28 protein-coding genes and 2 pseudogenes are annotated in these 25,006 nt (G+C 46.1%); 10 read left to right on the top strand and 20 right to left on the bottom strand.

The window, feature by feature from the left end:
* Positions 1–47 precede the first annotated feature (47 nt).
* Entirely contained in the window at positions 48–1,004 is a 957-nt protein-coding gene (locus tag ACZ5EJ_RS00345; protein WP_074456015.1) for a UDP-glucose 4-epimerase family protein, read from the top strand.
* 49 nt (positions 1,005–1,053) lie between these two features.
* On the opposite strand, the gene ACZ5EJ_RS00340 is transcribed toward ACZ5EJ_RS00345, so the two are convergent.
* Positions 1,054–1,776 carry a glycosyltransferase gene (locus ACZ5EJ_RS00340; RefSeq protein ID WP_074456016.1) on the bottom strand — a complete coding sequence of 241 codons (723 nt, stop codon included), beginning with the start codon at positions 1,774–1,776 and terminating at the stop codon, positions 1,054–1,056.
* A 220-nt stretch (positions 1,777–1,996) separates the two neighbouring features.
* Between ACZ5EJ_RS00340 and ACZ5EJ_RS00335 the strand changes: the two genes are divergently transcribed.
* The 3 genes and pseudogenes from ACZ5EJ_RS00335 to ACZ5EJ_RS00325 form a co-directional block, all read left to right on the top strand.
* Positions 1,997–2,362 (top strand): type II toxin-antitoxin system RelE/ParE family toxin, encoded by a 366-nt coding sequence (locus ACZ5EJ_RS00335; RefSeq protein WP_464557250.1) that lies wholly within the window; start codon positions 1,997–1,999, stop codon positions 2,360–2,362.
* Positions 2,340–3,383: an Rpn family recombination-promoting nuclease/putative transposase gene (locus ACZ5EJ_RS00330; RefSeq protein WP_074456019.1), complete on the top strand. Its 1,044-nt coding sequence runs from the start codon at positions 2,340–2,342 to the stop codon at positions 3,381–3,383. The genes ACZ5EJ_RS00335 and ACZ5EJ_RS00330 overlap by 23 nt, the downstream gene beginning before the upstream one ends.
* A 77-nt stretch (positions 3,384–3,460) precedes the next feature.
* A pseudogene (locus ACZ5EJ_RS00325) lies at positions 3,461–4,014 on the top strand (transposase); the annotation flags it as partial.
* On the opposite strand, the pseudogene ACZ5EJ_RS00320 reads toward ACZ5EJ_RS00325, so the two are convergent.
* The 3 genes and pseudogenes from ACZ5EJ_RS00320 to ACZ5EJ_RS00310 form a co-directional block, all read right to left on the bottom strand.
* Positions 4,005–4,340 (bottom strand): annotated as a pseudogene (locus ACZ5EJ_RS00320) (transposase); the annotation flags it as partial. The pseudogenes ACZ5EJ_RS00325 and ACZ5EJ_RS00320 sit on opposite strands and share 10 nt — an antisense overlap.
* 48 nt (positions 4,341–4,388) lie before the next feature.
* A complete protein-coding gene (locus tag ACZ5EJ_RS00315; protein ID WP_074456021.1) occupies positions 4,389–4,754 on the bottom strand; it encodes a nucleotidyltransferase domain-containing protein in 366 nt (121 codons plus the stop codon).
* A gap of 1 nt (position 4,755) precedes the next feature.
* Complete coding sequence (locus ACZ5EJ_RS00310) at positions 4,756–5,169, bottom strand: nucleotidyltransferase substrate binding protein (RefSeq protein WP_074456022.1); 414 nt, start codon at positions 5,167–5,169, stop codon at positions 4,756–4,758.
* A 623-nt stretch (positions 5,170–5,792) separates the two neighbouring features.
* Here ACZ5EJ_RS00310 and ACZ5EJ_RS00305 point away from each other — a divergent pair.
* From ACZ5EJ_RS00305 to ACZ5EJ_RS00295, 3 genes are all read left to right on the top strand, one after another.
* On the top strand, positions 5,793–6,041 hold the full coding sequence (locus ACZ5EJ_RS00305) for a transposase (RefSeq protein ID WP_074709772.1): 249 nt from the start codon (positions 5,793–5,795) through the stop codon (positions 6,039–6,041).
* A gap of 774 nt (positions 6,042–6,815) precedes the next feature.
* Positions 6,816–7,187 carry a BrnT family toxin gene (locus tag ACZ5EJ_RS00300; protein WP_256211914.1) on the top strand — a complete coding sequence of 124 codons (372 nt, stop codon included), beginning with the start codon at positions 6,816–6,818 and terminating at the stop codon, positions 7,185–7,187.
* Complete coding sequence (locus ACZ5EJ_RS00295; protein ID WP_074456025.1) at positions 7,184–7,510, top strand: CopG family antitoxin; 327 nt, start codon at positions 7,184–7,186, stop codon at positions 7,508–7,510. The genes ACZ5EJ_RS00300 and ACZ5EJ_RS00295 overlap by 4 nt, the downstream gene beginning before the upstream one ends.
* 201 nt (positions 7,511–7,711) lie before the next feature.
* Here the strand turns inward: ACZ5EJ_RS00295 and ACZ5EJ_RS00290 are convergent, their stop codons facing one another.
* Positions 7,712–8,059: a hypothetical protein gene (locus ACZ5EJ_RS00290; RefSeq protein WP_464557248.1), complete on the bottom strand. Its 348-nt coding sequence runs from the start codon at positions 8,057–8,059 to the stop codon at positions 7,712–7,714.
* Between the two features lie 138 nt (positions 8,060–8,197).
* Here ACZ5EJ_RS00290 and ACZ5EJ_RS00285 point away from each other — a divergent pair, with 138 nt between their 5' ends.
* Positions 8,198–8,521 (top strand): type II toxin-antitoxin system RelE/ParE family toxin, encoded by a 324-nt coding sequence (locus ACZ5EJ_RS00285; protein ID WP_464557247.1) that lies wholly within the window; start codon positions 8,198–8,200, stop codon positions 8,519–8,521.
* Positions 8,522–8,533: 12 nt separating this feature from the next.
* Positions 8,534–8,851, top strand: a complete 318-nt coding sequence (locus ACZ5EJ_RS00280) for a HigA family addiction module antitoxin (protein WP_011633300.1) — start codon at positions 8,534–8,536, stop codon at positions 8,849–8,851.
* Between the two features lie 365 nt (positions 8,852–9,216).
* On the opposite strand, the gene ACZ5EJ_RS00275 is transcribed toward ACZ5EJ_RS00280, so the two are convergent.
* Together ACZ5EJ_RS00275 and cysQ are read right to left on the bottom strand one after the other, a co-directional pair.
* Positions 9,217–10,161 (bottom strand): glycosyltransferase family 2 protein, encoded by a 945-nt coding sequence (locus ACZ5EJ_RS00275; protein ID WP_464557246.1) that lies wholly within the window; start codon positions 10,159–10,161, stop codon positions 9,217–9,219.
* A 21-nt stretch (positions 10,162–10,182) separates the two neighbouring features.
* On the bottom strand, positions 10,183–10,971 hold the full coding sequence (gene cysQ / locus ACZ5EJ_RS00270; protein ID WP_464557244.1) for a 3'(2'),5'-bisphosphate nucleotidase CysQ: 789 nt from the start codon (positions 10,969–10,971) through the stop codon (positions 10,183–10,185).
* Between the two features lie 125 nt (positions 10,972–11,096).
* On the opposite strand from cysQ, the gene cysC reads away from it, so the two are divergent.
* Entirely contained in the window at positions 11,097–12,836 is a 1,740-nt protein-coding gene (gene cysC / locus ACZ5EJ_RS00265; protein WP_464557243.1) for an adenylyl-sulfate kinase, read from the top strand.
* A 25-nt stretch (positions 12,837–12,861) separates the two neighbouring features.
* Here cysC and ACZ5EJ_RS00260 read toward each other — a convergent pair whose 3' ends face one another.
* From ACZ5EJ_RS00260 to ACZ5EJ_RS00200, 13 genes are all read right to left on the bottom strand, one after another.
* A complete protein-coding gene (locus ACZ5EJ_RS00260) occupies positions 12,862–13,419 on the bottom strand; it encodes a type II toxin-antitoxin system VapC family toxin (protein WP_219997557.1) in 558 nt (185 codons plus the stop codon).
* Entirely contained in the window at positions 13,403–13,762 is a 360-nt protein-coding gene (locus ACZ5EJ_RS00255; protein ID WP_074684617.1) for an STAS-like domain-containing protein, read from the bottom strand. Before ACZ5EJ_RS00255 ends, ACZ5EJ_RS00260 begins: the two co-directional genes overlap by 17 nt.
* Before the next feature lie 17 nt (positions 13,763–13,779).
* Positions 13,780–14,652 (bottom strand): ATP-binding protein, encoded by an 873-nt coding sequence (locus tag ACZ5EJ_RS00250; RefSeq protein WP_011633294.1) that lies wholly within the window; start codon positions 14,650–14,652, stop codon positions 13,780–13,782.
* Positions 14,653–14,700: 48 nt separating this feature from the next.
* The gene (locus ACZ5EJ_RS00245) at positions 14,701–15,258 is read right to left on the bottom strand and encodes a D-glycero-alpha-D-manno-heptose-1,7-bisphosphate 7-phosphatase (protein ID WP_011633293.1); all 558 of its coding nucleotides are present in this window, start codon (positions 15,256–15,258) and stop codon (positions 14,701–14,703) included.
* Between the two features lie 3 nt (positions 15,259–15,261).
* Complete coding sequence (locus ACZ5EJ_RS00240; RefSeq protein ID WP_464557241.1) at positions 15,262–15,948, bottom strand: nucleotidyltransferase family protein; 687 nt, start codon at positions 15,946–15,948, stop codon at positions 15,262–15,264.
* Entirely contained in the window at positions 15,948–16,532 is a 585-nt protein-coding gene (locus ACZ5EJ_RS00235) for a D-sedoheptulose 7-phosphate isomerase (RefSeq protein WP_011633291.1), read from the bottom strand. The genes ACZ5EJ_RS00240 and ACZ5EJ_RS00235 overlap by 1 nt, the downstream gene beginning before the upstream one ends.
* Positions 16,529–17,560, bottom strand: coding sequence for a GHMP family kinase ATP-binding protein (locus ACZ5EJ_RS00230; RefSeq protein ID WP_464557239.1), 1,032 nt, complete (start codon positions 17,558–17,560; stop codon positions 16,529–16,531). Before ACZ5EJ_RS00230 ends, ACZ5EJ_RS00235 begins: the two co-directional genes overlap by 4 nt.
* 48 nt (positions 17,561–17,608) lie before the next feature.
* On the bottom strand, positions 17,609–18,640 hold the full coding sequence (locus ACZ5EJ_RS00225; protein WP_464557238.1) for a GDP-mannose 4,6-dehydratase: 1,032 nt from the start codon (positions 18,638–18,640) through the stop codon (positions 17,609–17,611).
* A gap of 16 nt (positions 18,641–18,656) precedes the next feature.
* Entirely contained in the window at positions 18,657–19,526 is an 870-nt protein-coding gene (locus ACZ5EJ_RS00220; protein ID WP_464557237.1) for an NAD-dependent epimerase/dehydratase family protein, read from the bottom strand.
* A 2-nt stretch (positions 19,527–19,528) separates the two neighbouring features.
* The gene (locus tag ACZ5EJ_RS00215) at positions 19,529–21,076 is read right to left on the bottom strand and encodes a glycosyltransferase family 4 protein (protein ID WP_464557235.1); all 1,548 of its coding nucleotides are present in this window, start codon (positions 21,074–21,076) and stop codon (positions 19,529–19,531) included.
* A gap of 11 nt (positions 21,077–21,087) precedes the next feature.
* Positions 21,088–22,476, bottom strand: coding sequence for a hypothetical protein (locus tag ACZ5EJ_RS00210; protein WP_464557234.1), 1,389 nt, complete (start codon positions 22,474–22,476; stop codon positions 21,088–21,090).
* 237 nt (positions 22,477–22,713) lie between these two features.
* Positions 22,714–23,979, bottom strand: coding sequence for a glycosyltransferase (locus ACZ5EJ_RS00205; RefSeq protein WP_464557233.1), 1,266 nt, complete (start codon positions 23,977–23,979; stop codon positions 22,714–22,716).
* Between the two features lie 54 nt (positions 23,980–24,033).
* A complete protein-coding gene (locus ACZ5EJ_RS00200) occupies positions 24,034–24,978 on the bottom strand; it encodes a sulfotransferase (protein WP_464557232.1) in 945 nt (314 codons plus the stop codon).
* Between the last annotated feature and the right edge of the window lie 28 nt (positions 24,979–25,006).

Below are 25,006 nucleotides of genomic sequence, written 5' to 3'. Positions count from 1 at the left end.
TGCCCGTTCATTGTTGTGCGCACAGATACTACGCCAAGGGACATGAAATGAACATCTTGCTGACTGGATCCAGCGGTTTTATAGGCGGTGCCATCTGGCAGACACTGCGTCAGCGAAAGGTAACGGTACGACCTGTATTTCGCACGTCAGCCTCAGCGTTGACAGCAGGGTGTCCGGTTGATGAAGCAGTAATCGTACCCACATTGGATGCGGCCACCGACTGGGTACAAGCCCTGGTAGGAGTGGATGTGATAGTACATTGCGCTGCCCGCGTCCATGTAATGCAAGATAACGTGACTGACCCACTCACGGAATATCGCCGCGTGAACGTGGATGGCACGTTGCGCCTGGCGCAGCAGGCTGCCGCTGCCGGAATGCGGCGTTTTGTGTTTATCAGCTCAATTAAGGTCAACGGCGAAGGCACGCAGCCGGGGCGACCCTATTCAGCAGATGACACGCCTGCGCCAGAAGATGCTTATGGCATTTCCAAGGCCGAGGCCGAAGCGGACTTGCACAAACTGGCTCAGGAGATGGGCATGGAGCTGGTCATCATTCGCCCCGTGTTGGTTTATGGCCCTGGCGTCAAGGGTAATTTTCTGACCATGCTGCGTTGGGTGCGGCGTGGTTTTCCTCTGCCGTTGGGTGCGGTGGTGAAAAATCGTCGTAGTCTGGTGGCGCTGGACAATCTGGTGGATCTTATCTGCACCTGCGTGAATCACCCAAACGCAGCCAATCAGACTTTTCTGGTAAGCGATGGAGAAGATCTATCCACTGCCGATTTATTGCAGCGGCTGGGCCAAGCGATGGGCAAAAAAGTACACTTACTTGCCATACCGGTGTGGCTGCTACACCTGGCGGCGCGCTTGCTGAGTAAAGGTGCAATAGCGCAGCGTTTGCTAGGTTCGTTGCAGGTGGATATCAGTAAAACCCGCACCCTGCTCGGGTGGCAGCCGCCGTTATCAGTAGACGAAGGCTTGAAAAAGCTGGTGGAGCACCAGGGATGATCTTGCCATGTGCTTACTCTGCAGAATTTGCCAACGTCCTTGGTAAACGTCACCAATGCTTCCAGAGATACCGCAACATGCTGACCATGTGCCACCTCATGTAGCGCAAACTTCTCCGGCTGGCCCGTTGCGCATCGTGAATTACCCGGACCTTTGGACATGCCAGGACTGACCGCCCAGATTTCCACAAGCGCGCACAGATGTCCACATCCTCGTAGTACAGAAAATACTTCTCGTCAAAACCAGCAATCGCACGGAAATCTCCTGCGCGAAACAGCATGAACATTCCACCCACCCAGTCTGCTCTGAACGTCACATCCTCGGCAGCGAAGATATATCGGCCATCACCACATCCGAGAAATTTGATGACTAGAGAAAAAGGAGTGGGAAATCGCCGAACGCTGTCCTCGACCCCACCATTCGGCGTGATCACCATCGGTGCGATCACTGCGGCGGATAACCGAGTAATCTCCTCAAGCAAAACTGGAAACGGATTCTCAACCAGACGGATATCGGGATTCAGAACACAGAACCATTCTCCCTTTGCTTGCCGGAAAGCAGCATTATGATTTGCACCAAATCCCCGGGGCGCAGTATTTCTCAACACACTGACCGGATAGGGAAAATCATCAGGTTCAAATAAAATTTCTTCGGGAATATTGAGGGTAATCAACACCTCGGCGATCATAGACATATCCAGCCTGGCTAAATCCTTGAGTAATTCCTCAACCAGAGCTGATTGACTGTGACTAACAACAGAAATCGTGATCATGCAACGGCACTGCCAAAGGCGCTTGCATAGTATAACCAGCCACAGGGTAATATTTCCTGTAAAAGCCTGTTGATACAAACCTGCAAGTCGGTTCCATAATGAAGCATCCTGAAATCGGGAAGATTCATCATGTCATAGATGTCGCGATTTTCCAGGGGAAATTTTCCATGCAGATTTGGCAATACTATCCTTTCGGTTGGCAGATTATTTTTGCTTTGACATGGAGTCGATTGCTATCCAATATCGGTCCATGAGAACCAGTTTCAAGCATCCGTTCGCCCAGTATGTCAATAAAGCTAACAGGCCGCTGCAACTGGCAATTGAAGATAAGGTAGAAATGATATGCGAAACACCAGAAATTGGCGAGCTCAAAGCGGGAGGTCTGGCCGATGTTCGGGCTTACAAGTCCCGATTCAACCAGCAAGAGTATCCAATAGCTTATCGATCGCCGGCCAGAAACATACCTATTGAATTTATGATCATCGACTTCTATCAAATCGGTACGTACGAGAACTTTTACGACAAACTGAAACAGTATTTGCGACACGATAAAAATCTGAGAGATGAATCACGATCACGGATATAAACTGCTATTTTCCCACGCTGAAATGGTGGCAGACTTGCTGCGCGGCTTTGTTAAAGAAGACTGGGTTAATGAACTCGACTTTTCCACACTGGAGAAAATTAACGGTAGCTATATCAGCGATGATTTGAGAGAACGTCAGGATGACATCATCTGGCGCTTGCGCCGTAAGCAAGGCAAGCAAGACGAATGGCTGTACGTTTATTTATTGCTGGAATTTCAATCTACCGTGGACTGGTTCATGGCGGTGCGAATCATGACTTACATCGGCCTGCTGTATCAGGACCTCATCCGCAGTGAATCCATTAAAACGGGGGAACAGCTACCACCAGTACTACCGGTAGTTTTGTACAATGGAGACAACCGCTGGCAGGCACCGGCAAACATAACTGAGCTGATTTTCCCTGCGCCTGGCGGACTGGATCGTTACCGGCCACAGCTCAACTACCTACTGCTGGATGAAGGACGTTACCATGAACACGAACTGGCAGCATTGCGTAACCTGACAGCCGCTTTGTTCCGACTGGAGAACAGCCGCACCCCAGAAGATGTCCAACAAGTGTTACAGGCATTAATCACTTGGCTGCACACCCCGGAACAAGACAGCCTGCGACGCGCATTTACTGTCTGGCTGAAACGGGTATTCTTACCAGGCAGAATGCCAAAAATCAGTTTCGATGAAATTCATGATTTACAGGAGGTACACAGCATGCTTTCAGAACGCGTCAAAGATTGGACCAAAGACTGGAAACAGCAGGGAATTGAAGAAGGAAAGCAGATAGGTATTCAGGAAGGGCGGCAGATTGGTATTCAGGAGGGGCGGCAGGAAGGGCGGCAGGAAGGGCGGCAGGAAGGAAGATTGGAAGGTGAAGCAGAATTTTTCCTGAGGTTACTGGAGCGAAAATTTGGTCCAGCAGATGAAATTATCCAGACCCGTATCAAATCTGCAGATTCACAAACCCTGCTGTACTGGGGTGAGCGGATTCTGACAGCACAGACCATTGAAGAAATATTTGAAGAATAATGGAGCCTGTAAAATATCTTGTGTAAGTGCCCGAGCCTTCATCCCCCGTGAAGGAATTTTCCATGACTACTGACACAATGAATGAACTCGACCTGAACCAGTGGCAAGCCCATATTGGCTGCTTGGCGAAAAATATCAAATCTGAAGCAGATCTGGGTAGTCTGACCCAGCAGCTAGTTAAAATGACCGTGGAAGCAGCCCTTGGAGCCGAGCTGGACGAGCACCTTGGTTATGCCCTGCCGGGCGTGGTTCAGGCAACCGCCGCAACGGCACATCATCCAAGCAACTGAAGGGCGCCCATGGCAAGGTTGGTATTGAGGTGCCCCGTGACCGGGCTGGTATTTTCGAGCCACCGATCGTGCGCAAGGGCCAGACTCGTCTAACGCAGATGGATGACCAGATTCTGGCGCTTTACGCCAAGGGCATGAGCACGCGCGACATCGTTGATGCGTTCAGGGAAATGTACGACGCTGATGTGTCGCCTACCCTGGATGCAATTTACCCGATCGTTTATCTGGACTGTATTGTGCTGAAAATCCGGCAGAACAACCGGGTTATCAACAAGTTGATGTACCTTGCACTTGGCATCAATAGGGAGGGCCATAAAGAGCTGTTGGGCATGTGGCTGGCATCAATCATCAGCCATTCATAATCAGAATCATCAATCAGGATTTCCAGCAGCTTTTTTCAAATATCTTTGTCACGCCAGCGGATAAAACGACGATGTGTATTGCTCCAGTTCCCGTAGTCTGGCGGCAAATCCTGCCATGGAGCTCCTGTTCGTATGATCCAGAAAACAGCATTAATAAACTGGTGATTATCTCTGGCTACTCCATCCCATGCTCTTTCGCGTCCTGGTAAATGCTCCTCAAATAACACCCATGCCTTATCCGAGATATCATGTCTGCGATGTGATTGTGTTATATGAAGTCCTTTTAAAGGATAAAAGGATTTCATATTTTCAATCTCACGACTACATTATTTAGGCTACAACACAATTAAGAATCATGCCAGATGTACCTTGATACCGGATGCGCTGCGCTGATCCAGCCTGCGGGGAGTGACTTGGATATAAAAGGGGATACCGATTCTTTGAATATGCTCAATCAGGTCTGGATCATCTATCTTATGGAATAATGATAAATCCACCATCCAGGGCAACAACAGATCGTCTATCTGGTTTTCTATGGCCAGCAGAGTCGTCAGGTCTAGCTGTTCACCCTGAATGCTTAAGTCTATATCAGAACCCGGGCGGTAATTGCCTTTGGCGCGCGACCCATAAAGAATTACGCTGTCGATTTGTGGATATTGACTAAAAATATGGCATAGCCTGGTAATAGCAGCTTGAGGCAGACCAAATTTTTTCGGCATTTCACGCGCCCCTGGTTTGCATATCTGCTTCAAATTTTGCAAAAAGCAGGTGGTAGCTACTCAGAATTTTCTCACAAATTTCATTAGCTACCGCTTCATTGTAAGTATGTGATGTTTGGTTGCGACTTTTGATCATCTCCATCCAACCCTCACCGTCGGTGATAAGCCCGGCTTTAAAAGCCTGGCGTATAGCATCGCGTGAACCGGTTATTTCTGGATTACCCTGATAAATAAAGTAATCTTTCATTACATTCCACGCCAGCTCAAAAACAAACTCGAAGGACTGAATCAGCCCCTGTTTTTCCAATTCGGATAACTCCCGGGTAGCTGCCAGCTCCACCGCACTCACCAAGCGTTGGCGCACTTTTTGATAGTTAGCCAGGCGCTGGAGCCAACGTACGTCTTGAGTGGGCATAAGAAATTTACTTAATAAGAAAAATGGGGACAGACCACGGTTTTCACCGTTTAGTCAAACAATCCTCCTAACTCTGGTGCTATCACCTTCCGAGGTCACCCGGATTTTCCCGGGGTCACCCGTCGCCCCAAAGTGGCTGCAATCTCTTCACCAAAGCGCCACTATCCAAGACAAAATTACCACTCTTAGTAGAAAACTTGGTCTGTCTCCTATTTTACTATTTTATGTGCCCTATTTTCCCAATTATGATTACTGCAACACTGACACTTTGCAACCACAGGCCACTGAACAAAATAAACCCCATACGCTACAGTTGTTTGCACCTGGGCGTGGTGAGTAGTTTATTTTTAACGTTTAACGCGTAAAAAATCGAACTCTTTTCCGGGTGCCGATATAAGCCCTGGAGTGCCCGGCCAAGCGCAGGTCAAATCACACTGTTGTGTTCAAAACGCTGTTGCCAAGGGTTTCATACAAGTCCTTTACCAGGGGAAAGGATACCTGCTGGTTTGATGTCTCCAAGCTGCGAGGTATGATCATTTCTGGTGTATGCCAGTAGAGGGAAAAGCGGTGTAACCTGCTGGTAAAGATCTGAGCAGACCAACCAATAAAAAGAAAAACACCGTATGACAGATAGTAATATTTTAAAGCTGAACAAACCAGAGCAAAATGATCCATTGCAGGAAGTACTTCGAGAAGGCGCACGCAAAATGCTGGCTGCAGTTATTGAAGCGGAGGTATCCACTTTTATCGAGCAGCACGCCACTTTAAAAACTGGCGAAGGTAAGATGATATTAGCCAGAAATGGCTATTTGCCTGCACGTTCGATACAAACGGGACTTGGAGACATTGCAGTCAAAGTTCCGAAAGTTTGAGATCGCTCCAAGTTGGGTAAGCAATCTGATATCACCGTATTTGAAGCGCACCCGGAACATTGAGGAGTTTTTGCCCTGGTTATATCTGAGAGGAATTTCAACGGGAGATTTTTCCGAAGCGCTGAAACATCTATTCGGGCCAGAAGCAACGGGATTATCGGCAGCCACGATCAGCCGCCTGAAACAGGACTAGGAGCAGGATTATCAAAACTGGACGCGTCGTGATCTGAGTGGCACGGTAGGTTTATGTCTGGGCTGATGGAATCTACAGCACTGTACGAATGGATGACCGATTATGTCTTTTGGTGATTATCGGTTCTGATGAGACCGGGCGTAAAGCATGGATTTGAAACAGCGCGGTCGCAAAGATGCACCAAAATTAGCTGTCGGCGATGGCGCCCTGGGATTCTGGAAAGCTGTAGCCAAATGCTGATCGGCATCTTTGTTTTTGCTAAATACTTAACCAAAGTTGATTAGCCATGATTGATAACAAAAATCGTAACCCTACAGCAGCCCTACTAAAGACGCTTGCATAGCGCGGCCAGCCACAGAGCGATATTTCCTGCAAAAGTCTGGCGATAAAGTTCGTGCGGTACAAACCTGCAAGCCGGTTCCAGAATGAAGCATTACGAAAGCGAGCAAATTCATCATAGATGTAACGATTTTCCGGGGGTAATTTTTCATGTAGGCCCGACATTGCTTCAATGTTGCGCGGGAAATACCACCTATCAAATTATCAATAGTAAAGTGGAGAAATTATCGTAATCGCCCCTTTTGACTACCTCTGTCTTTGCAGGCTACGACAATCCAGCCATACCATTTCCACCCGATTTGATGACAAAACGCACACATGCTAGTATTACGCTCATGAAAATCTTCAACTGGAGTCCTGACAAGAATCAACAGCTTATAGTTGATCGTGGCAAGTCATTTGAAGAGGCTGTCTTTAGTATTCTGAACGGAGGACTGCTGGATGACATCGTCCATCCGAATAATACGGATTACCCAAATCAACGAATATTTGTGATCCAGATTCATGATTATGTCTATCTGGTGCCCTACGTGGAAAGCCAGGATGAGATTTTTCTTAAAACGATTATCCCCAGCAGAAAATTCACCAGGATATACCTCGGAGGTAAAATATGAACAAAGAAAAACTATCACAGGAAGAGAAAACGCTGCTTGATGCGGTGGAGTCCGGCGAGTACGAATCGACGTTAACCAAATCACGCAGAAAAGAACTTGAGGCTGCGGCCAACCTTACCTTCAAGAAGGATAAGAGAATAAATATTCGCATATCGAACAGGGATCTTGTCGCTATTCAGTCCAGAGCAATTGAAGAAGGCATCCCATATCAAACGCTTGTCTCCAGCATTATTCATAAATACATATCCGGCTCACTGCAAGATCTCACAGCCAGAAAATCGGATAAGTCCGACAGGTGCGGTGAGGATGAGCACCCCTGCTGAATTGGATTGCCACGTCGGCCACGCCTCCTCGCAAGGACAAAGCGGGCACGATATGATCACCTCAACTTCTGTAGTCTTTGCGAACCCTGCAAAGGTGAAGCAATGCAGAAACAACCAGAAACAACACTAACAGATATGCAGTTGCCGGTTTCTGTCATCGTTATAACAGCACTGCTAAAGGCGCTTGCATAGCGCGGCCAGTCACAAGGCGATATTTCCTACAAAAGTCTGGCGATAAAGTCTCGTGCGGTACAAACCTGCAAGCCGGTTCCAGAATGAAGCATTACGAAAGTGAGCAAATTCATCATAAATGTAACGATTTTCCGGGGTCAGTTTTTCACGTAAACCTGACAGTGCTTCGATATTCCGTGTATTCCACCGTCGATGCATCCCAGACAGCATCAAGCCAAAGCGCCTGAGCCTGGCAATAAAACCACCATTTGCCCCGATCAAGTTGGCAGCATGCTGGCGATAGCGCAGGCTGAAAACAGGATCGTAAATCACAATACTCCCACAACTGCTGACGACCATATAACAAAAACCAGTCATGCACCACAGGACAATTCATGACAAACCTGCCCCTCCACTCTTTTCCTCTTTTACACAAAACACGCTTATTCCGGGCAGGCATAAAAGCGTAGGGTGACGGAATAAATCAGCGTTTCTCCAAGTTGGCATTAATCTGTAATGTCGTTTGACGCTAATATCGTAACGCAATACTATGTACTCATGACGATCAAGACATTTCGGTGCGCGGATACTAAAACCCTATCCAAGTTGAGGCGAGTTGCACGATTTGTCAACACTGAGCGTCCTGCGTTACGCAAGCTCAAGCAACTTGATTTGGCACGGTGCATTGAGGATATACGCGTACCGCCCGCGAATCGGCTGGAGATATTGAAAGGCGACCGTGCCGGGCAGCACAGTATCCGCATCAACGACCAGTGGCGTGTGTGCTTCCGCTGGACAGGCACGGATGCAGAAGATGTTGAGATTGTGGATTACCACTGATGGAGATTAACCATGAATAATAAATTAACGCCGGTTTCCCCCGGCGAGATGCTGGCAGATGAATTCTTGATTCCGCTGGGTATGAGCAATTACCGGCTGGCAAAGGAAATCGGCGTATCAGCGCAGCGCATCGGTGAAATCGTAGCGGGTAAGCGTGCCATTACCGCAGATACAGATTTGCGCCTATGCCGATTTTTTGGTCTGTCAGACGGATGGTGGTTGCGCCTACAAGTGGACTACGATATCGAGATGGCACGCGGTGCGCTGGAAGAAACATTGGCAAAGATCAGGCCGTGGGCAAATACCCAAGAGCATGAGACACCGGCCTGATCATTGTTTCCAGTGGATGGTTTCAGCCACCACAAAAGTAAGAATACCGGGTCCCAAGAGCATCTATGTCGGCGTGATTCGATACAAGATTCCCACTCGGATGATGCGAGAGCATTCAAAGCTTCAGAATCATTTTCTGGATTACTTCCTGCCTTACTTCGCCTGCAGTCGCAAGATGGTTATTTTTGCAATTACAGAGTCTCTTCGCTGTCTTTGCGAACCCTGCAAAGGTGAAGCAATCCAGAAAAATGTCAGCAACCCGGCACAGCGGAGTGATGACTGGCACCTTTGTTTCTGCTATCAATGCTCAACCAAAGTGATTGGCCATAATTGACAACAAAGATTGTAATCATGCAACAGCACTATTAAAGACGTTTGAATAGCGCAGCCAGCCACAAAGTGACATTTCCTGCAAGAGTCTGTCGATAAATCCCGGTACGATACAAGCCCACCAATCGGTTCCATAATGAAGCATTACGGAAACGGGAAAATTCATCATAAATGTAACGATTTTCCGGGGTCAGTTTTTCACGTAAACCTGACAGTGCTTCGATATTTCGTGTATTCCACCGTCGATGCATCCCAGACAGCATCAGGCCAAAGCGCCTGAGCCTGGCAATAAATTCATCATTTACTCCGATTAGGTTAGCGGCGTGCTGGCGATAGCACAAGCTGGGAACAGGATCGTAAATCACAACACCACCACAACCACTGACTACCATATACAAAAACCAGTCATGTACAACAGAATTAGCATCCGGCCCTGCTTCCAGCATGAGTTTTCTGGCCGCATGGTTGAACACCATGGTATTACCGCCCGCTATATTTTGCACAAGTGCGTTACGAAAACCGGGAGCATGTTTGAATAAGGGTGACAAGCCTGTTTCATTATTCCGCTCATCCACTAATTTTGTCCGGGAGCAATAAAGTGCCGGGGTTTCACAAGAAATATCGGACAACACCTTAACAGCACGCAAAAGCTTGTCTTCATGCCAGATATCATCCTGATCAGACAGCGCATAGTAATCCGCCTTGATCAATCCATTACAAATCAGCGACAGGAAATTCTGACAAAACCCGTTTCTTGGCCCCTGAATAACACGCAGCCGATCCGTTTTTGCCTCGAAGGCGCGCAAAATATCCCGCGTGGAATCTTGCGAACCGTCATCCGATACATATAAATACCAATTCTTGTATTTCTGGTTTTCGATGGAATCAAGTTGATCCTGCAAGTAATGTGCACCATTGTATGTGCACATCAGAACGGCTACTTGTTGATCAAGCAAACCACTCAATTCGTCCCCAGCCATCCCTGAACTGTCCACAGCCAATCAAACAGGAATCAATGCAACATCGCGCACGGCAATGAATGCCGGATTCAGTACGCCTGATTTGCCGTAACGCAATGCTCGCCCATCTAGGTCGATCACCTTGCCACCCGCTCCCTCCAGAATAGCCTGAGCAGCTGCGGTATCCCATTCGCTGGTTGGTGCAAGGCGCGGATAAATATCTGCCATGCCTTCTGCCACGCGACAAAATTTCAAGGAACTGCCAACCTGTAACAATAGCACTTCTCCCAGGCGATCTATAAACGCCTGCGTTCCGGCATCGAGATGGCTTCTGCTCGCTACCACACGGCAAATATCTTCAGGCTCTTCCGAACTCACGCAAATCGTCTGGGTACCTGATTCCGTTCTTCTAAATGCTCCCAAACCTGGACCACCCCAATACATACAATCCATAGCAGGCGCGTATACAGCGCCGAGTACACTGCGGCCTTCTTCAATCAAAGCGATGTTCACGGTAAATTCGCCATTGTGGTTAATAAATTCCCGAGTGCCATCAAGCGGATCAATCAACCAAAAACGATTTTTATCATCCCGATATTGATGGGATGTCTTATCTTCCTCCGATACGACCGGGCAGCCCGCTATCAGTAACTTCAAGCGTTGCACCAACCCATCATGCGCTGCCAGATCAGCTCGGGTAACCGGACTTTGATCAGCCTTCTGCTGAAAATCAATCTCCCCGGCCCGGTATACTGCCATGATAGCGTCACCTGCCGCCTGAATAATCGGCAACAATTCTGTCAGCAAGGCGGTAAGATCAATTTTTTGCATAATGAAATTATATTTCGTAACCAACCACATCAGCCTGCTAACAAATAATGCATCAGGAAGAGACTTTAACAACCAAACCGCTAATAACATCCACTCAATCTGACAGACTGCACGTTCTCATTTGCGTGGATAAAAGTAGCGGCAAGCGTGCCCTATTCGACTTCCTGTTGAGTACTCTCTCCAAAGCAGCAGACCACCAACCAGCACAAGACAACAATTTCAACTTCAAACACAAATCTGGCGCAGTCGATAGTGAAACCTGGTCCATTTTTTCAACGACAGGACGTGAATTCTCGATCACCATTGCAACAGAACCCGAGAGAAACAACCGCGAAATACATGCTGCACTCTTCAAGGCAAACGTCGCAATCATTCTGATCGATGCCGCCTGCGGAATACAAACCCAGGCCAAATGGTACGCTTATCTGGCATCGTCCTTCAAAATTCGCCATCTCATTCTCGGCGTCAACAAGATGGATCAGGTAGATTTTGATCCCCACATCTTTCACGGTATCGAACAGGACTTTCACGATCTGTGCAGTCACCTGGATTTTGCAAGCACCGCAATCATACCCACGGTGTCGCTTCAGGGGAATAACGTTCTCAATCCCTCCGTCCATACCCCCTGGTATGACGGCCTCTCACTGATTGACTATCTGACAACCATAGAAACAGCAAGAATAACTGACAACCGCTTCATATTTCTGGTGCAAGAAAACAATCCAGCGAACATCCGCTCTGATCGTTGCAACGGAATGATCGCTAATGGTCAAATTACTATAGGTGACGTGGTACGTATTGCTGCCTCCGGAGAAATCGCGCAGGTAAAAAATATTCGCACTTTAAATAGCGATGTATTTGAAGCGCGTACGAATGAAGTTATCACTCTGGCATTGGATAAAGAGGTGAAAATTTCGTGCAATGATGTTATTTCAGCCGCGCATTCACCTCTGGAAACAACGGATCAATTTACTGCCGTAGTAATCTGGACGCATGCTGAACCAGGATTAGTTAGTCGAAACTACCAGCTAATCCTGGCGAATCAGCAAGCCGATGCATCCATTACTACCATCAAATATCGCCTTGATATAAATACTGGCGCCCACGAAGCATGCCAACAGCTAAAACAAAATGATATTACGGTATGCAATCTGGCGCTGAACCATCCGGTAGCATTCGATACCTATACCACATTGCCCGTACTGGGCAATTTTGTGCTGGTGGATCAATACAGCCACGCCACGATAGCCACGGGATTGATTATGCATAATCTGCGCCGGGCACAAAATGTGCACCGGCAGGCCCTCAGCATTTGTCGTGAAGATCGTGAACGTTTAAATGGTCACAAAGGTAAGGTCATCTGGCTCACCGGATTATCCGGCTCCGGCAAATCCACCATTGCCAACGCACTTGAAAAGGAGCTGCACTCACAAGGCAAACGAACCTATATCCTGGATGGCGACAATATGCGCCACGGATTAAACAAAGACCTTGGTTTTACCAATGCCGACCGGGTAGAAAACATCCGCCGTGTTGCAGAAGTAGCAAAACTGATGATGGATGCCGGCCTGATCGTGATCACCGCTTTCATCAGTCCATTCAGAGCGGAACGCGAAATGGCCCGACAACTTATCGGGAAAGAAAACTTTGTCGAGGTTTATATCAGTACACCGCTAGAGGTATGCGAACAGCGCGACCCCAAAGGATTGTACAAAAAAGCACGGAGTGGACAGCTACCTAACATGACGGGGATTAATAGCCCTTACGAGCCACCAGAACACCCCAGCCTGATCATCAATGGTACAAACCAGAACATTTCCGCAATACTAAGGCCGCTACTTCAACTTGTCAGCAGCCTTCAATAACATGTCAGAGAAATTATGATGATCTTTACAGACCAGCTTTCAGCAACCGGGGATTTGTTGTCAGTACTTCAATACCTGCATGTTGAAAATCAGCGTCATTAGTCATCAACTTCATATTTTGCTTCTTGCAGATATCTATGAGGAGCGCATCGTTGAAATCAACCCGTCTGGATTTAAAATCTGCCAAAGCCTGATTGAAATCCAGTTGATCCGCTGGAATTGAATGGATTTGACAAGCGCCTAGAATTTTTGATGCAAATATATGAGCAGATAAAGCTATTTTCTGAAAATCAGAAGATTGCCTGAATTGCTTAAAAGTCCGGCATTGTGATTTGAAGTTTCCTTCCCACTCTATTCTGCAATAGCGGTTCAAATATTCACTCAACACCATAGGATCAAGAACAGGTTGTGCCCGGGCACTGACAAGCCTCGAAAAAGCAGCTGAATATTGATGAGCAAAAAATTGCTGAGGATTTCCAGGCGCAGGAAACAAATAAAGCCAGATGTTGGTATCCACCAGAATCTGTTCTCCGGATGAAAAGGAATAAGAAGACAGGTCATACACCTTATTGTTCATCTTCATTCGCTTCTTCCTGCCATGCTGCATCATAACCTTTCGGATTCGAATAATATTTTTTGGCATTGTCAACAACGTGCTTCAGAAGCTCCATATCGTCCCCGGAAAGACCTTCAACTCTAACCAGTGCCTTTACTTCATCCTCACTGAACGAGCCATACAGTTGGCCAATTGCAACATTGAGAAAAAGAGAAATTACCATGTCCACATGATCAAATGAAATGTTTACCGGCCTACTCTTTTTTAGAAGGGGTAATACCTTTTCAAATACCTTCTGCCCATCCTCAGCAGATATACCCAGCGGCCCTCCAATAAGATCTGCAACTCTGATACTTACCTGATCGTTCATTATGGAATCCTTTAAAATCAAAAAATATCGTTACTGCTCAGTTCAGATTTCAGGTAATAGCTGTTTGTATCCTGAGTGTTAATCTCGATGTTTACACATGTTCCAGGGAAATCATGATCAAGCTTTTTACAATTGTCACCAGTCGCAGAGAACTCGTAATAGCCAGATCGAGAAATAATTTGAAGCTTTCCTTCATTCATCCGGATAAAATCCTTGAGCAATTTCAAACCCAGGCCACCAGGTTGATTTCCTGTTTTTGTCGTATTTCCTTCAGTAAGCGCCCATTTAATAGCCGCACAGGAACTCATCTTTGTATTTCCAGTATATTGACGAATATTATCTCGTATACCCACCCCAGCATCAGCAATCGTAAAATCAAGTCGATGCTTTTGAGGAAAGAACTGTCCGCAGGTAAAAATTCCAGATATTGATCTGGAATGGATGGCAGCATTCTGGAATATCTCAAAAAGACTTTGTTGAAATCGTTTAGTAAGCACCGCTGACATAGCCGGAATCCCCTTTCCATACATGTAAGATTCAAGATATTCGAAAAACTGCTCCCCCGCTTGAAGCTTGAATACTTTAAATGGAACGGTTGTCTGATTGGTATCTATCAGAGCCGTCTTCTGAAATTTGGTCAGAAAATGATTTTTTCTGAGGATCGTATCTAAATCAGGCTTTAGATTGATGAGTGAAACATCGTTCAATTCATCCCGAAGTCTTGCTACAACGACATATAATGGCGCGGCCATATTGGCTTCAAAGAAATCGCAACTGGAGAAATCCACTTCAACAGAATCTGAAAATGCTCCGTGCGACTGTTCAGCTACACGAGCGATGCTGTTAAATCCAGCATAATCACTTCGCACAGTCCCAATATTCAGCTTCATAGCAGCAGGTTCGCAGTTTTATTTCACAAAATCTCCATAATACTGGAATCATTGCTTATCAGGTTCGAGTAAATTTTTCAAAAGAAATTGTTCCACTTCTACCAATTCCGATATGGAAATGGCTGCATGACAAGAATCTGTAGAACGAAATAAAAAACGCACAGGAATACCAGCAGCGGCGGCCGCTTCAATATCACTGATCTTGTCACCAACAAGCACGCACCGATCCAAATCCAACCCGTGCTCACGTGCTGCTTGAAAGAACATACCCGGATTAGGCTTGCGAAACTCACTCTCTTGCCGGTAATAGCCCACGCCATGCTCGGGGTGGAAGGGGCAAAAATAAACGGCATCGATGCTTGCATTTTGATCTTCAAAGCGCTGTCGCATCCATTGTGTAAGCGTATGAAACTGCGCCTCGGTATAGTAACCCCGACCAATCCCGGCCTGATTAGTGATGACAATTATCTTGTAGTCCAGATTACGTGCTGTACGAACCAGATCAAATATATCCGGCACGAATTCAAAATTCTGAGACTGATAAACATACCCGTGGTCGATATTGATCACTCCATCACGATCCAGGAATAGTGCTGCATTGGTCACGGATCAAAATCCGGCCAGTTCAGTCTGCGCGCGCAGGAAATCCTCTGGCACTCCAATATCGATGAACTTCCCTGCCGTGACGAATACATCAAATTCTCCACGCGCCACAGCCAGAGCAAGAAAATCAGACTCCAGTGAGAAAGGTTGATCGGCAGGAAAATCATCCAGTTGTTGGCGTTTGAATACATAACACCCTGCGTTGATCAGTCCGGGCCCGGCGATATCTTTCCCGGCAAATCCCTGGACCACACCATCACTTACAAGCAAACGACCATAACGCGATGTATCCGCCACCGCCCGTCCTACAATAATCGGGTGCCGCCTGGATTGCCATTGCTGTTCCACCTGATCGATTTCCAGATCCAGAAATGTATCTCCGTTAAACACAAACACATGGTCAGAAACCACCTGTTCAAGCGACAGACGTACCCCACCGCCTGTACCAAGCGGTTGATCTTCCATTACATAAATCAAATCCATACCCGCATGAAGCGAGCCAAAATAGCTACTGACCTTCTCTGCCATGAATCCCACCGAGAGGATGATCCGCTTGAAACCTTTACGTGCCAGCACATCAAGCAGAATTTCCAGAAATGGACGACCCGCAATAGGCGCCATGGGCTTGGGTACATCGGCCACAACCTTGCGTAAGCGCGTGCCCAGCCCCCCAGCCAGAATAATGGCTTCCATCAAATGGGAGCCTTGAACAGCGTGCGTTCCACCAGGCCACAGAGGATATGGCCCAGTACGGCGTGACCTTCCTGAATCTTCGGCGTATCCGCCGACGGAACGTCTAAATAATGGTCACATAAATTTTTCATCGGGCCACCCCGGTTACCCGCCATGCCGATACAAATAACTTCTTTCTGCCTGGCTATTTGCAATGCCGCCAAAACGTTGGAAGATTTGCCCGAAGTAGAGTAGGCAATGAATACATCGCCTTTTTGCGCATGCGCCTGCACCTGCCGGGCAAACAGATTTTCATAGCCATAGTCGTTACCAATGGCAGTCAAAATCGATGTATCTGTAGTCAGCGCAATTGCCGGCAGACCCGGCCGATCAAAAGCAAAACGGCTGACAAACTCTCCAGCGATATGCTGCGCATCAGCAGCACTGCCACCATTACCTGCCAGCAGGATTTTATTACCTGCTTGCATACAGCCGATACAAGCTTGGGCTGCTGCTTCAACACGGGACAGTAACCCCTCATCCGCCAGCATAGCTGATACGATCTGCTGGGTTTCCTGAATCTGGGAATAAATGTAGCTTCTCATTTAACCTTCCAGGCTTGTGTACCATTTTTGGTGAAATGGCAGTTGCTTACCTGCCCGCCGAAATTATTCAGAGTGCGAATCACATCCATCCGTTTTTCTGTAGGTACAAAAAACAACATAAAACCGCCACCACCCGCTCCTGAAATCTTACCTGCCAGCGCACCGGCATGCAGTGCTGCTTCATAGATTGCGTCAATATGAGGGCTGGAAACTGTCTTGGCTGAGCGTTTCTTGCTTTCCCAGCCCATACGCATTGATTCAATGAGACCACCAAAGTCACCACGCAACAGGCATTCTTTCATTAGTAAAGCTTCGCGTTTAATGCCATGCATAGCTTCCAAAGCACCGGTGACACCTGAATTAACATTGTTACTTTGGTCTGCAATAATCTTCGCTGATTCCCGCGAAATACCGGTGAAATACAATACCAGCGAAGCCTCCAGTTCACAGATAATCCAATTTTTGATGCGTAACGGATTCACAACGGCACGATCATCCGCATAAAATTCCATGAAGTTGAAACCACCAAATGTTGCTGAATATTGATCTTGCCTGCCGCCCAGCAGACCGCACTCAATACGCTCTATCTGAAAGGCAATGCGAGCCACATCATAATCACCGAAGGGTAAATTCAGCAGCTCAACAAAGGCTCGTATCATCGCAACGACTAAAGTTGAAGAAGAACCCAGACCTGACCCAGGTGGTGCATCACAAAATGTACTCAGTTCAAGGGAGATTGGTATCCCATTATTGTAATTCAGGATGAAGTAGTTATAGACTGCCTTATGCAGATCCAGTTTTCCGTTCAAAGGCAGTGGAAATATAAAACCTCTGCAAATTTCCATCTGCTGATCCGTTGCAATCAGACGAACAATATTTTCGTCTAATTTCTTGATTACAGCATAGGCATAGCGATCGATCGTGGCATTAAGAACATAGCCGCCATGAACATCACAGTACGGCGACACATCACTACCGCCACCTGCCAGCCCGAGGCGTAGTGGTGCCCGACTTCTGATTATTGTCATTACCTGGATTATTCTGTGAAGAGCAAGATAAAAAGCGTACTGAAGTGCTTACCGATTCAAGGGAATTTTTCCTTTTGAAATTTCTTCCCGCCAGTGATTCAGCAAATCCGCAAACATCTGACGAGCCGGGATCTCCGGCTTCCAGTTGATTGTTGATCGAATTTTCGTGTTATCGAACATCTGATAATCAGCATCAATGGGACGAAGCCGCTCCTGGTCTGTGATAACCCGGATATCGCACCGCGTACTCATCCCAAGCAAAATTTCAATTACTTCCGGGAGTTTGAATGCTTCCTCTCCAGCAATATTGAAATATTCCCCACAAGGAATCTTGTCCCGCTCGCTTGCCTCCAGCAGCAGAAAATACGCTCTCACCGCATCACGCGCATCCTGAAAGGTTCGCGTACTCGATAAGTTCCCCACACGAATAACCGGTTCCTGATGCCCGGCTTCAATCAGAGCAATCTGCTTGGCAACGGTACTCTCGAAAAAAACATCACTACGTCTGGGGCCGGAGTGCGTACCCATGCGAGTAACAAACGTACGAATCCTATAAGCCTCTCCGTAAAATTGCCCAAGATAATCTGTACCAATTTTGCTGATACTGTACGGACTGGCACCATGAAACCGAGTCTCTTCCGATAACGCAACCCCTGGTTTTGCCCGGCCATACACTTCACTTGAAGAGCAAACATGTACTACAGGGTTATAGCCATCGACTTCTTTCAGTTGTCGAATATTTTCAAGGAGATTGGCTGTGCCAATAATGTTTGTCTGCAATGTTTCAATTGGAATATTGAATGAGGTCTTCGGATACGATTGGGCAGCCAGATGGGATATATATTCGGGCCGGACTTCTCTGATCATCCTGGCAATCACGGAATAATCATTGAGATCTGCATAAAACAAGCTGATCCGGTCTTTGCGGTTGATCCGATCAGTCAAATGGTAAAGGTTATCCATAGGCTCTTGCCAGCGCATCAGACCAATTACGTCATAGGGCGTGTTCTCCAATATGTAATCGGCAAGCTGCGAGCCAACCTGCCCGGTAATTCCGGTAATCAGTATTTTCTTGGTCATAAAACTCTTTTGTTAGTTACTTTGATGGCAATGCAAACTCTAATTGAGCTGCCTCACAGAGGTTGTGCGGCGGCCGTCCGAGTAGTCTGGCAAAGATTGGTGATGTCATCGCGATAATGCGGGGTCGGTTTTTAAAAAAATCTGCATCGGGCTCAATTATCTTGAACCGCAAATCATGGAAATGAATCTCGCGAAGGCATTCCGCAAAATCCACCCGAGAAAGAATCTGTGGGCCACCAAAGTTGATAATTTGTTCAGGAGAATCATCCCAATGTTCGGCTAGTGTCAATGCCCCAGCCACCACATCATCACGATGAACAATGGCGCGGGAGAAAGGATGAAACAGATCAGCCTGCTCGTTTCGCTGGGCGCATCCGGCAAGGTAACGGGTAAACTTATCTTCACGTGAAAACACATAAGATAGGCGAATCGCTTTAAACAAAGTGTTTCCAGCAAAGCGTTGTTCGACTTCGTGCTTCATTACCGCATATTCCCCAACCGGGTTGCATGCAGCGCGCTCATCAAACTCATCCTCGCGTTCACCATAGACGGCATCGCTTGAAAAGAAGATCACACGGGCACCGCGATCAATCGCGCCAGAGATAAATGCAGAAGTGCCTGTAACATTGACAGTCCATGCTCGTTTATACTCACTCGCGCAGATATCTGGAGCTGAGATCGCGGCGGCCAGTAAAATTGTATCGCCAGGAGAAACGAAAGACCAATCAAAACTGGATGAATACCCCAGATCGAGTTGGAATGTTTTATTCTTTCCGGTTGTTGATGTCCCAATAGCCAGAGCATAGATTTTGGCTTTATTAAATATGTATTGGCCAATGTAGCCAGTTGCACCAACAACGATTATACGTTTCATTTTGTAATTCAAGATCAGATCAGTCCAAGCTTGCGAAGTCGTTGCTTATAAATTTTACCGCAACGACTCGGACTAAAATTGTTCGCTATGAATTGCTGTGCTTCCTTGCCAAGATCAGAAGACAATGTCGTATCGTTTGCAAGTCTTCTCATGTGCCATGCGGCATGTTCAATATCGGGGTCAGCCCATACCTGATCAGACCAATGAACGTATTGTCCCTCTTGCACTGGAACCAATGAATAATCAACAAGGCAGGAGTTAGTCTCCTGAGCATAGTCTGTACTACCTGAATAGTTGGTAACAATCGTTGGCTTGCCCAAAAGCATCGCTTCCATCGGTCCACGGCCCAACCCTTCTGCCCGATGCAGTGAAACATAGCAATCGCATGCCAATTTCAAGCTTAACAACTCTTCTGTCTGCATCACTTTGTTGATGATCACGATACGCTTGTCGCATGCTGCAATCTCCATGAGTTCTTTCCATCCCTCATCACTGGTATTGGCGTTCATCACTTTGATAACCAATCCAGCGTTTTCATTCTTATTTGGGAAGGCCAAGATAAAAGCACGCACTACCGCCCATGGATTTTTTCGATGGATATAAGATAAAAAATCAAAAGTCATAAGAAAAACATATTTATCATGGGGGATACCAAAGCGATCTCGGTCAATGTTTTTCACCGAAGGCAACTGAACACCAACCGGCATATAAACCACTTCCTTGCCCAAGGCGTTGGATAGAGCCTCCTGAATAAATTCTGTAGGTGCCCAAACTTCATCCATCATTTTTAAAAAAGGCGTCCATTCCTTTGGAAATAATGCAAGTTCCCAAAATGGATAGGAAATATTGAAACGATCAGTAAAAAAATCTTCGCCAAGTGTTGTATACACTCTCAACATCTGGTCGGCATTGATATGGAATATGTTGGCCTTATATCGATTGGTAGTTTCTAAAGTGCCGTGTCTGAGCTCAGCTTTCTGTCGAGAGGAAACGCCAACATCAAAATTGATGACACCAAAATTAATATCGGTTGTTGCCATAGAAGCAGCCGACATGCGAACATGCTCCCCCATCCCAAGTGCAGAAAATGCATACCCAATCAAATTGGTACCAGGCTCTCCCTCCCTTGAATGAGTAGCAACAGCAACCGCTGGTTTTTTTATGGCATTAACATTTACCTCGTAGCTATTTTTCAACCCCCAAGTGAGAAGATGAATCCATGCAACCTTTCCTTTCTCCCTGAACGAGCTAGGCAAAATCGAAGCCAGCTTCACCAGAACATCTTGCATCCGGATCATGATGGTATAGGGAAAGTTTATTTTTATTGGTTCCCTCTCCTCACTACCAGTTTGTTCTTTTCTGCTTGGCGAAAGTCCATATTCACGAAATGCAGAATTCATATACCACTGACAAAATGCGCGCTGACCATCAACCGAACTCAGGTCGAACGCAAGCTGTAGATCTTTCCTGCTGCACCAAATTAAATACATCAGCTGCGTGATTGAATCTTCTACCAGCAATTGTGGAATCTCAGCTGAAGAATGCAAAACCTCAAGCCCCATAATTTTGCTCGTTATAAATTTCGAAAAAGTGTCAACTCAAATTTGCGCCATACATACTTTAATTTATTGCGCGCGACCTCAGGAAGGTACTCTCCAAACTGCACCGCTTGCTTCCTGAGTAGATGCATCAGCGACAAGATCATTCTGATAATTCTTTTTTTAAGCCCGGGTGGCTCTTCCTTTTCACATGATAAGAGTTGCCTCATTACCTGCTGAGGCAAACCGTAATCTCGCACTGCCGAGATTTCAAACCAATGAGCAAAACCACGTCTTCCTTCTTGAGTGGCAAGACTAAACGCCGCCCGCAAATCAGGGCGGATTTGATAGATATACATCATGAGTTCAGTGATAATAGTTTCATCACCATATGCATTGATAGATGAAGGCTGGTTGCAAAGATTTATTAAATAACTTGAAATATCATTTTCTTCATAAAAAACCGTTTCCGGATGCTTTTCCCGGTAAAACTGCCGCATCACCGTGGCTATTTTAAGAGAAGGTTTTATTACAGAGTACGCATAATCCCAGTTTTTACAGGCTTTCCACCCTGCCAGATGGAGATTATCCAAGTATGCCTTGAAAAGTGGTTGTAGTAACTCAATGTCATTCCAGTTGAAACGATTCTGGTGTTTTGAAACCAGTTCTCTATTGTCAGCGCTAACCCCGCTAAAATGAAAAAAAACTAGAGGCTGGCTGTCCACCAACCATTTTCCCTCTGCAGTATGCTCGACTTTGCGCTGCATCAAATTCCAGTATGCGATGTTGTAGCCTGGATCCTTGAATACGTGGAGATTGTTGAGAAAACACGGTGCCAGGTCACACCAGCGTTGATCTGTAAACAAATTACGAGAAAAATCTGAAGCACACTGCGTTTTCAGGCGCCGCCCCCACCAGCGTATGAATTGCCTGGCTTCATCACAGCGCCTTACCGCGATAAAACCAAGATTGAAAACACCAGCCTGCAACATAGTGTGGTCATTGGGATTGAATCCATCTTCCACTGGTCGAGTAATGTGAGGTATCAAGACAACAGACGCCCCTCTTTCAATTACCGCCTCAAGCCGATCAAATTTGGAGAAAACCTGAATATCTGGATCCAGATAGATGACGACATCCAGATCAGTATTGTTGAACAACCATTCAATCATGAAAGGTTTAACTGCCGTGTTAAATTCCATAATGTCATAACGGATTGTCATATCCTGAAATGAATCAATTCCGATCTGATCTGCCTGAATGACTTCAAAAACCTCTTTCGAAGGCTCAAATTCACCTGACACCTCATCAGCAAGACACAAATAGCGCCGGCATTCTGGCAAATGCTCTTTAACTGATGCCATCAATGTTCTAGCATAAGCGAGATAATTCTTTGAAGCGATCGTAAAAACACCGATTTTCATACTGCTCCCCACTTAAAATTAAGCTATCGTTTTGTAAACAAACCAAATACTTTTTCTATATCTAACATGAAAAATATGCTTTATATTCCATAGCCCAGATCGCTGACTATTCCAATATCAATCATTGTCAGCTTATCAAAATAATTCACAACATCAGTGCACGGTTTGCTAATTACCGTTCTCAATTAAAAATTTTTCTGGCCAGAGAATAATTAGTGTAGATCTGAGGCTCTCTATTTAGCCCCCTGGTTTGGATTGAGGAAATACTTTAAATATCCAGTGCCGCTGGTACAACTCAAGCTTATCTTTTAGAGATCCCACTTCTCCCTCAAGCTGTCTCACTTCTTCCACCTTGGATTTAGCATAGGTGTCCGCACTAGCCGCCCACTCGGTTAATGCATCAACCTGCTCTTTAAGCTGTCTCACTTCTTCCACCTTGGATTTAGCATAGGTGTCCGCACTAGCCGCCCACTCGGTTAATGCATCAATCTGCTCTTTACATTGGAGCGATGCCATTCGAATAGAGTTGAGCCCATAAATATCTTGTTGCCCTGTCAATTCAATATACTCACAGCTCATATCTTTGTAGTTTTTTTCAGCAGAGTCGATATTTAATAGATCAAAAATAATATTCAGCCCTAAAACCTCATGAGCTCTAAAATTTTTTACTTCCAAGGCAACACGAGCGAGGGTGTATTCTGGGCTCAACTTATCAGATTCATATTTTGATGCATACGGGAAAATTTTGACCAACTCTTGACGATCTATAATCGTCTTGTAGTTTGACAAGACATGGTAGAACTCATATTGCCCCCGAATTTCTGTTTCAGGCTTCTGCCCGCTGGTATTGGCCTCGTTATCACGGATACGAAATCTTACTAATTTTTCTGGCAGAACATAAATTTCGTATTTAAGACATAGCCTAACCCACATATCAAGATCACCTATTTGGGCAAGACCATACCGATATAACCCACAATTACCATAACATTGCTTGCGGATAAGGATGCTTGGATGGCAAAGCGCATTACCTTTTTCAAAGAAATACCTTAGCCACTCACGACGAGATCTGTTTGGCTGATCGAAAATTTTGTAATAAAAATGATTTTTGTCTGGGAATGAATTTCCTTCTTCATCAATTGCTTGCGCATTGGTAAAAACCGCTCCAACATCAGGATGAGTGTCGAGCAAGGTAATCTGCTTTTTAAGTTTTTCGGGTAACCATACGTCATCCGAATGATGAATGGCGATGTATTCACCTTGCGCGATTTCTGAGATCGCCTTGTTGATGCCATAAATACCTCGCCTCTGTTCATCATTACGAAAGGTTTTGATGCGTGAATCGTTATAACTCTGAATAATGTCCCACGATTCATCAATAGAGGCATCATCCCAGATGATTAGCTCAAAATCGGTAAAGGTCTGATTAAGTGCACTGTCAATGGCTTCACGCAGATATTTCGCGTGATTAAAAGAAGTGAGAATGATGGAAACCTTTGGCATTCTTATAATTCCACTGGATTTTCAAAAGTCGTTGCGGGTGAAATAACAATAACGCTAGATAAAACGCTCAATCGCACGATGGACTGCTATCTCTAAAAATGGATCGGGCTTGCGAGACAGATCAAAGCTCGCAGGACCTTGATATGAATGAGCCTGTCCCAGATTGAGCTTTTGTTTGATCTGTTGAAAAATCCTTTCAGGATCAGAACAAAACTCTTCATAGCTAATCACCAGCTTTCTGGATTTCGTTACATTTGCAAGTCCATGTTCAATCGCTTTATTAATGAAACATATCTGCCCTGCTGTCTGAGCGATGGGATCAAGGTTCTTGATTAACTCGTACTCAGGAATTTTAAATGAATACCAAGCCGATTCGCTGCCCAGTTGACGTTTACGAGCATCCAGCACCGAGGCTACATTGGTAGCAGTATCGCGTTTTATCTGGATAAACAACACCTTGTCAAGAACGGTATCAAGGAAAGGAATATTGTAGTTGAACAGCATGCCCTTGGCTGCGAACGGCTTCTGAAAAACCTCCACCACGCCCGCCAGCTCGGCGAGCATGGTGCGCGTATCCATGCTTTGTCTCAACTCTCCATCCATCCATCCATCACGCGCAGGATCAGCCAGGAAACGACGCCAAAAATACCAAAATTCGTTTGGAGCCAACACTCCTCTAGTCTTGCCGTTCTCGGAACGATACTCAGCCTGCTGTACAAATTCACCCAATTCATTGCGGAAGTTGAAGCGCGGATCAGTCAGCAACAGTTGTATCTTGGCTCCGATGATGGGAACTTGGTAGAAACGTGATAGTAAGTTAGTTGGATAGGCGACGAGACCAGTATTGGCAAGCCACTGCATGAACAAGGTGGTGCCGCTGCGCAAAGGCCCCATCACTAGAATAAGTGGATATGAAAACCCAATATCTTGTTGAGCGATCAATCGCTCTTCTGAAGGCCATAAATCAGCATTCAATTCCGTAAGTAGCTCTTCAAGCAATTCGTTTCTGCGAAATGCTGTGGTTCTT

This window comes from Nitrosomonas sp. TNE100 (genome assembly GCF_055387135.1).
Note: the sequence above shows the minus strand (reverse complement) of the source record. Positions and strands in the feature narration are given on the sequence as shown.